Source organism: Cypionkella sp. (assembly GCF_028290025.1).
Lineage (GTDB): Bacteria > Pseudomonadota > Alphaproteobacteria > Rhodobacterales > Rhodobacteraceae > Cypionkella.
This window is the reverse complement of sequence record NZ_JAQGKQ010000014.1, coordinates 1-8,430: the sequence shown is the minus strand read 5'-3', so window position 1 is coordinate 8,430 and position 8,430 is coordinate 1. Positions and strand designations below refer to the sequence as shown.

Annotated in this window: 7 protein-coding genes and 1 pseudogene; 4 read left to right on the top strand and 4 right to left on the bottom strand. The window is 57.0% G+C overall.

Annotated features, from left to right (window positions below; translation table 11 throughout):
* Positions 1-957: alkene reductase (locus tag JWS10_RS01480; RefSeq protein ID WP_299504090.1), on the bottom strand; the 957-nt coding region annotated here is incomplete at its 3' end.
* Between the two features lie 837 nt (positions 958-1,794).
* Between JWS10_RS01480 and JWS10_RS01475 the strand changes: the two genes are divergently transcribed.
* Entirely contained in the window at positions 1,795-2,034 is a 240-nt protein-coding gene (locus JWS10_RS01475) for a hypothetical protein (RefSeq protein WP_299504088.1), read from the top strand.
* 472 nt (positions 2,035-2,506) lie between these two features.
* On the opposite strand, the gene JWS10_RS01470 is transcribed toward JWS10_RS01475, so the two are convergent.
* A complete protein-coding gene (locus JWS10_RS01470; RefSeq protein ID WP_299504086.1) occupies positions 2,507-3,580 on the bottom strand; it encodes a Hint domain-containing protein in 1,074 nt (357 codons plus the stop codon).
* A gap of 1,445 nt (positions 3,581-5,025) precedes the next feature.
* Here JWS10_RS01470 and JWS10_RS01465 point away from each other — a divergent pair.
* A complete protein-coding gene (locus JWS10_RS01465; RefSeq protein WP_299504084.1) occupies positions 5,026-5,295 on the top strand; it encodes a hypothetical protein in 270 nt (89 codons plus the stop codon).
* Positions 5,296-5,746: 451 nt separating this feature from the next.
* On the opposite strand, the gene JWS10_RS01460 is transcribed toward JWS10_RS01465, so the two are convergent.
* Positions 5,747-6,886: a proline/glycine betaine ABC transporter permease gene (locus JWS10_RS01460; protein WP_299504082.1), complete on the bottom strand. Its 1,140-nt coding sequence runs from the start codon at positions 6,884-6,886 to the stop codon at positions 5,747-5,749.
* 282 nt (positions 6,887-7,168) lie between these two features.
* Between JWS10_RS01460 and JWS10_RS21200 the strand changes: the two genes are divergently transcribed.
* Both JWS10_RS21200 and JWS10_RS01455 read left to right on the top strand, forming a co-directional pair.
* Positions 7,169-7,456: an excalibur calcium-binding domain-containing protein gene (locus JWS10_RS21200; RefSeq protein ID WP_366943504.1), complete on the top strand. Its 288-nt coding sequence runs from the start codon at positions 7,169-7,171 to the stop codon at positions 7,454-7,456.
* Positions 7,457-7,565: 109 nt separating this feature from the next.
* Positions 7,566-7,784, top strand: coding sequence for a hypothetical protein (locus JWS10_RS01455; protein ID WP_299504080.1), 219 nt, complete (start codon positions 7,566-7,568; stop codon positions 7,782-7,784).
* A gap of 434 nt (positions 7,785-8,218) precedes the next feature.
* On the opposite strand, the pseudogene JWS10_RS01450 reads toward JWS10_RS01455, so the two are convergent.
* Positions 8,219-8,430: pseudogene (locus JWS10_RS01450) on the bottom strand (transposase); the annotation flags it as partial.

The following is an 8,430-nucleotide window of genomic DNA, read 5'->3' as shown; positions in this document are numbered from 1 at the left end:
ATATGCGCGCCCGAATGCGATTGCGTCAGCAGTGCCCCGATCAATCGCGGCCTGCGCTTCGGCAACGGTGTCGTAATCCGAATTGAGCACGAGCGGACCTGCAAAAACTTCGCGTATTTCGGGCGATATCTTAGGGACATCGGATTTTCCGAACGTCCCGTTGGGGCCAGGTTCGCGAAGCTCCAGAAAGCCGATGCCGATTTCGCTCAGCGCCTTGGCAGCCGTGGTGAATAGCGGCACCGGGTTGCTGTCATCCACGCCCTGCGAATTGCCATTTGGTGAAAGGCGGACCGAAGTGCGGTCGGCACCGATGACCCGCGCCACACGCTCGGTGACTTCGCGCAGCAGGCGAATGCGGTTCTCGATGCTGCCGCCGTATGTGTCGTCGCGGAAGTTGGCGTTGTCACGCAGGAACTGGTCGATGAGATAGCCATTGGCGCCATGAACCTGCACGCCATCGAATCCGCCAGCCATCGCGTTTTTGGTCGCCCGTTCGTAATCATTCAGCACGCGCGGAATTTCGCTGAGATCAAGCGCCCGCGCCATCTCATAGTCTTGCTTGCCCTCGTAGGTGTGCACCTGACCGTCAGTTCTTGTCGCGGAGGACGACACCGGCTGGCCGCCGATGACAGACGAGTGCACCTGACGCCCCATGTGCCAAAGCTGCACCACGATACGGCCGCCCGCCTTATGGACGGCTTCAGTAACCTTGCTCCATCCTTCCACTTGGGCGTCACTCCAAAGGCCGGGAGCGTAGGGCCATCCAAGACCCTCACGACTGATGCCGGTCGCTTCCGTGATGATCAGCCCGGCGCTTGCCCGCTGAGTGTAATACTCGATCATAATGTCAGAGGGCACCGCCTCTTTGTCCGCGCGACCGCGGGTGAGGGGTGCCATCAAAATGCGATTTGGCGCATGAATGGCACCAAGCGTAATCGGATCGAAAAGACTGGGCATGAAGTTTTCCTAGTTAACTTATGGTGTTGACCACCGAGGTTGACAGATAGTGTCGCTGACGCGTCATGCCAATATGGCTGTGGCATTCACTTGAGGTCATTGCTGCGGTTGGAACCCGCGTATATTGCCAGCTGCTATAGGCGCTCTACCTCGCAATGGATTCACATGACCCCGCGGGCCGCCGTCAAAATACTTTACGTCCAGAAACGTTGTCTTCTCGAATCCCCTTTTGTTCCCTGTCTGTTCTATTTTGTCGCCACAATGATGGTATTATCTAAGGTCAAAGGGCCGGACTCCGGATCGGGCAGGAAATGCTGAGATGAAGACGCATTTCGAACCCTCCCCCGGTGATCCTCGCGCTCTGATTTCCGCCCGAGTGCACGAAGCCCAAGGTCGCGGACGTCGCGCCTTCGCGCTGTTTCAAGCGGCGCGCATTCCGGGCGTGATCGTTTGGATACTTCCCGCACATATCCCAGAACTGCCGTTTCTCGGAGCCTTACCCGCTGGCATCAACGAGCGGTTGCATTTATTTCGCACCTCCGGTGAGACCGATCTGCTCTGGTTGGTAGAAGAGGCGCTTCGATCCTCCGCCGTCGGCTTGGTCATCGCAGAACCCCAACAATCTTTGTTGCTAACTGCAGGACGCAGGCTGCAACTTGCCGCCGAGAGCGGGCAGACGCGCGGTGTGATGCTGATCCGCGATGACGCGGGCAGCAATGCAGCCGAGTCCCGTTGGGTCTGTGAAGCGACGCCAAGCCCGCTGCGGACTCGACTCTGCATTATTGGGCCCTTAACACGAACAAAAAGGAACACTTGGCGCTTGGATATTGGACTGGAATGGCACGTCGTCTGCTTTCACTGTGGTTTCCGCGGCTCGCGAGCGACACCAGCAGGCGCAAGCGCCCGGTTGAGGGGGCGTTTGCTTTGGTACTGGGCGCGGGCCACGCCGAACATCTGCATTGCCTGAACCACGCGGCGGAAGCCAAAGGTCTGCGCCAAGGCATGGCGCTGGCCGATGCGCGCGCGATCTGCCCGGAGCTTGCGACCCGACATGCTGATCTGCGCACAAAAACTTAGCGCTGAAAGTTTAACGCCGAGGTTATGGCGGGGTTGTTGCATCTTCTGTGCAGCGAACTCGCATTGCACCATATGGGCGCGCGCCCCGCGGTGCTAAAATTGCGCCGAGGAGATCCCGGCACGGTCGAGGTCGAGATCTGCCTGGCCCACCCTAGGCGCGACGCCTCGCGTATCGCGTCGCATGTTTCGGTCAGGTTATCAGCGGTTTCGCCATCTTTCACCTTGTCGGATTGCCCCCCGGGAGCTGGCATGCCAGTAAAGTGTGCCGGAACATCAGGCTAGCGGCAATATAGGCGTTACCGTCACGGACCACTGGACGCGACTGAGCCCGCACCGAGACCCATAGCGCGATCGGTTCGGCAATCGCGGGATAGGTTGTTTTGTGTTCGCAGTTGAAAGCATCCGATCGCCAGCAACCAGATGCTTTCCAAAAACTTATGATAAACGTTTCCGCCAGTGCGATCGACCGTTTCTAACTAGCGCTATCCACCAGCGCTCTGCTATTCTTCGAGTGACGTGCCGCAAGTTGGCGTGCCATGCGGCCGGACGCGAGGACACGCGCAGGAACCGGCGCGTGATCAACATTTTCAAGGTTTGGGAATATGGCGAAAAGTTCTGCCCGCGCGGCCGAACTGACAGACTTAAGAGCTTGCTTGCCGGTAAAAAGCGATTCCGTTTCTGCGCCATGTGCAAAGATGATTTCATGTCGATCGAACAGGATATGGAAGTAGTCGACCTCATCCACATCGTTGCAAATGTCTATACCATCAATCTCAAGCAGCTGTTTGGCCGCCACCAGCACCTCACTAATGTCGAACATCTTGTGAGCAATTTTTGAACGAACCAAAATCCGATGCTGCGGTGACACGACGAGATCTTTATCTGGCGTGTCTGGGCCCAAGGCACCCGCTTTGATGCGGATAGGCAGAAGGTCTGGATTTTTGCTCAGAGCGTTTTTGCCGATCGTACTGTGGCCAATCCAAGAAATCGGCTTCACACCATTGTCTTTCGTGATGACGAGGTCGCCGGCCTTCAAATTTTCGATGCGTTTTGGCCCCTGCGGCGTAGCGATCAGGACGCCGCGCGTGAAGCAAAGCGGGACATCGTTAACGAAGTCATAGCCGACTGGTTGGATGTTGATGGTAGCGGCAACGGTGCCAAGCAGGACTGGCATATCTCCGTTTGGGAAAATGACGTACTGTCGTCCAGTGCCGTCTATACCGACAAGAATGTCACTGGTTGTCGCGAGCGACGAATAAGACCCGCTCCCGACGAGCGTGAGGTTGATCGTCGTGGTGGTCGTAGTGCCAATAGCGGGATCGTTGACGTTTATTATGGAGAAAGTCTCGCCAACGTTAAGTATCTGGTCGTTCCCGTCTGGCTGGGTCAACGAGATCGAACGATCTCCGCCAAGATAGCCGCCGTCAGTTTGGCCTGTTGTTAGCATTCCCAGTTCGAGGACGGTTAGCACTTGGTTACCACCGCCGATCCCTAATACTGCCACAGAGCGAAAATAGGCTGATTCGGAATCGAGAATTGTAGCCATGGTGTCGGCGCTCCTAGGTGCAAACAATGAATCTCGTCGGCTTGAAGATTCGGTTAATCATACAAAGGTAATGCAACCATAAGTTGATAAGCACGTTGTGTAAAGTTTGTATTAAAACAATCTGCACGCTTTGGTTGTTCTTAAACCAGGACGGGTCGAGTCGCATGACGCGAGGATCAAGCCCGTATTGAGCGAGCTCACCGAGATGGTCTCGGATGGTCTCGCAGCGTCGTGCCAGCGTACTCCCGGTGGAACATGCCGCGCTGCTGAAGGGTCGGCGCCACGTCATTGGCGAAGTCTTAGAAGCCATCATGGTATATGTCGGGCGCCACCCAAAGCCCTCGGCGGCCTCTGCCTCAAACCAGCGCCGCAATTGGTCGGCGTCTTCGATCGGTGGGCCGGCCACGACGGGCACGTAGTAGGTTACGCCATAGGCGAGTACGATACGCAGCTTCAGCCCTCGCGGTCGATTTTTAAGACATGGCTGGACCGTGGGTCAACCGAGGACGGACGCGCCGCAGCGAGCTGTTGCGGCGACAGCGGCTCGTCGAGTTGCGCCGTATCGATCCGAATGCTCGCATTTGCTGCAGGTAGGTGGCGCGCTGCGGAAAGGCGCGCTCGGCCAAGGCAGTGCGTCGATCAAGCGCGGCGCACTTGTTTGCGGCGATCGTTGTCATCAGACCGGCTATGAACTAGATCTCGTCCGGATCGCGTCCGCCACGTTCGGCCGCGTTGCGGAAGGCGGTGCGGTGCGCTTGGGCGGCCTCCGTGGTGAATGCTGCGCCGATGACTGCGCTGGCATAAATGTCGGCGTAAGCAGCCCTTTGCCGGATGGAAAAGTGTGATCTACACCGTGCACGGGGCGGGTGGTGCGATGGGCCTACAACTCTGGCACTCAGGTTCTACGATGGGCGCATCCGGTTGAGAACCCGCTGCGCCGGTCGAAAGGCCATCCGGCCTACTCGCACCGGGCAATCCGTGCGGGGAGCTACCGGGCAATGCGCGCCGGGAGGTGATGTGCGAGGAAACCTTCGCCTACACAATTGCAGCGATTGCCCAGGCGGCCGCTCATGCCAAGGCGCTCGGCTCGACACGGTCGGACTTCACGGCGCGCACGGCAGTCTGATTGATCAATTTTTCTGGTCAAGGACAAACACACGCACTGAGGGCTAAGGCGGCGCATCCATCCAAGACTTCACGCGCTTTGCTGCCGAGATTGCGGCTGCACGCGCTCAGCGGTCGGCGCCGACTTTCCGATAATTCTGCGCGTCAGCCAGTGGAAACAGCAGGACTACGCCGGACGTCTTGGAAACACCCTGTCAGCTAAGTGAGTGGCTGCTGCCGCTGGTAGGGGCGGGCGTAAATATGCTTCACTGCTCGCAGCGCCGCTTCTGGGAACCGGAAACTCCCGAGATTGACGGCGAAAACGGCCTGAACCTCGCTGGTTGGGCGAAAAGGGTGATCGGTACGCCGACTATCAGCGTCGGCTCGGTCGGGTTGTCGGGCGACTTCATCAACGCTTTGGCGGAGAGATCTCGACCAGCATCGAGCTCGATAAGCTCGTCAGCCGGATGGAGCGCGCAGAGTTCGACCTGATCGCTGTCGGACGAGCGCTGATCACCGATGCCGACTGGGTATCAAAGATGCGAGGCAACGACATGGCTGCCTTTAAGGGGCACAGCCACGCGGCGCTGAGCAAATTGATCGGACGATAACGCGGGGTGTGCTCGGCGCACCCCGCCAACAGCCTTTGAATCGATCAATGTTCAATCACGACCCGCTTTGAACATAATAACGGGTCGGGACGGTCGGGGATTTACAGTCTGATCTCGCCACACACAGGTGGCGCCTCGCTGCCTAGGAGGTTCGGCGTGAAAGCCGCGCAGTCTCGTTCTAATCAGACGAAACAATTCCACATTCTAGGGGGACACGTCAAACGTTGAGGTAAAATGGAGGTGAAACTCACAAGCAAAAACCCGACTGTTTAGTCGTTTACATGTATTAATATCGTCACTTTTTTTGTTGCGGGGACGCGCAACCGCCGCAACCTACCTGAACTTCGGTGGGCCGTTTGACCTATCCATCCTAAGGGACGAAAGCCGGCATTTTGAGTTACGGCGATGCTGAAGATCGGGCTCGGGAATGCGGCCTAACTGTCCTACCGCCTCAGATACCCAGTGCGCGTTTGCGGGCCACCGACCAGCGGGTGATCAGATGATCCGTCATAAGCCCCATGAAGGCCACGGCAAAGCCCAGCACCAAACCTTTGCCCACGTCGGTCGAGGACAAAGCCCGCTGCATTTCTTGGCCTAGGTCCTGAGTGCCGATAAAAGCGGCTATAATGACCATGAACAGCGAAAACATCACAGACTGGTTTGCCCCGACAGCCATTGTCGGCAGGGCCATCGGCAGACGCACATGCCACAGCACCTGCCAATTTGTTGCCCCGCTCATATTGGCGGCTTCGACCATTTCCGGCGGCACGTTGCGCAGACCCTCAATGGTGTACCGCACCAAGGGCACGGCTGCGAACACCACAACAGCGGCGACCACCGCGACATCATTGACGCCGAACAGCATTATGACGGGAATCAGGTAGATAAAGCTGGGAAAGGTCTGGGCGGTGTCGCAGACCAACAAAGTTCTGGCCGCGCGCGTCGCATTGCGTGCGCCCCAAATCCCCAAGGGCAAGCCGATTATTGCCGCGATCAGCACCGAAATGCAAACCATATACACCGTGATCATAGCGCGATCCCACCAGCCCGATGCAGCGATCAGTCCAAAATACGCTACACAGATCAGCGCGGAGCGCAGCCCTCCGATGGCCCAACCCAAGGCTGCGAGCAAAGCCAAAACCGCAGTAAAAGGTAGCCAGAGGTAAGCATCGCGCATCGGGATCAATACCCAAGTGATCAGAAACCAGCGCAGCCACAGTGTGACCGGAGCAATCAGCCGGATGACTTGATCCATCAGCGCATCAATCGGACCGGCTACTGATAGCGCCTGCTTGCGTTCGACTTGCAGAAAATAAGGAAAGAAATGCGCCAGCAAAAAACCAATCGCGCAAAGCGCCAGCCACGTCACCAACATCTGATGGCGCTTCATCCAGAACGGACTTTCGGTATCGTGCACAGGCAAGCGCAACGCCCAAGCTTTGCTCAGGCGATCCAGCGTCACGGCCAGCAACACGATCGTCACGCCGATCTCTACGGACAGGCCGATTTCAGCGATTGCAGCAGTTGCAGCAGCTTCTGGCCTAAGCCCGGCATCCCGATGAAGCTGGCAAGAACCACCATGGCCAAACATTGTGCTGCCTGCGGGGTGGCGAAGAATGGCGCTGCGGGACCGATGCATCTAACGCGCTGTCCGATTTGATCGATCGTTCCACGGTGACTTGCACGGTGGCTGATGCAGACTGATATATGCTCAAGGTGGCTACCTGCTCCGTGCGAGCCAATGACATCAATCTTTGGATGGTCGAGCAAGGCTGTGCAGCCGCTTACCGACTATACTAGCATGCTTACAACGCCGCGGGAGATACCGCGCGCGCGGCCACCCGCGGCGCTTGGTCCAGCGATTTGAGATGCCATGGGACCGGAGGAAGAACGCGCAGCTACGATCGCCATGCTCTTGGCCGGGCTTGGAACAAACGTCATGTTGCAGCCAAATTTGGTTACCCTTCGCCTACCGGCGAAAAAACTCCGACGCAGATTATTGGTTCAAGCCTCACTTTCGTGCAATCCCCGCAAAAACATGTCCAAGACAGTCGGCAGTTGCGAGAAAGCACACTGGCTTATGGAAAACTGTTCGTGGGGCTCTAAGCTGGACGGTGACGGAGATGGGATGCCGTGCGAGAACATATGTTCAGGCGGGTGATGTCATCGCGCCCAACGCTCGAAAAGTCGCGCACTTGCAACTTTTGATTGCCAGCCGGGGTGACTCGACCGTAGGATTTGCTACCTAAAACAGCGAGCGGGAGAGGTAAGTGAGCGAAGTTCGGGCTAAATTGTTGGGTGGTTTGATCCAGCGTTCTATGCAGGAGACAACAGTTCCACTTGAAGCTTTCTTGGAACGGTTCTCTGCCTCGCAGAACATTGAGCGCCAAACGGCCGACGTCGCCCTCGAAGATTTACGCCAGTTCGGATTGGTGGAAACCACGCCTTTCACCATCGCATTGACGGGACTTGCGAGGCGGTTGTCGTAGCTATGATCTCACCATGTCATCCATTCAAACACGTTGAGAAAATTTAAGCGGACGACACGATGAATATCCTTGCATCGCTCGACTCGACTCTTTTGGCAAACAGGGAAACGTTAAACCCATCCGTCAGGGATGTGAGCGACATTGAGGCATTGCCGTTTCGCGACAGCCCGTTTTAGCACTTGGCTGCTCACATGTCACCATGTCGTATTCTTACAACCTTGCATGTATCTGTGATGAAATTGAGGTTGATAGGCCAACAAAAGACCAACGCATACACCTACATCCGCATGTCATCCGCAGAATAATTGAACGGCCATTCACTTGAGCGACAACTTAGCGCATGTCGGGAATACGCCGCCGAAAATGGTCTAGAGTTGATTGGCAGATGCGACCTTTGAAGGCCTCGGCTGACCTGCTCCCCGATTTGTCCTCGTTCAGAAGTTAGTTCTGTTCAGGGTTCGGTCCTTTGTTGACCGTTTGAGGAACTCCCTCGGTGTTAGGCCGTTGAGATTCGTGTGAGGCGATGATGGTTGTAGTCGTCGCGCCATGCCGCGATCAAGTGGCGGGCATGGCGCAGGGTGTCGAAGAGATGCTCGTTGAGGCATTCGTCGCGCAGCCGGCCGTTGAAGCTTTCGACAAAGCCGTT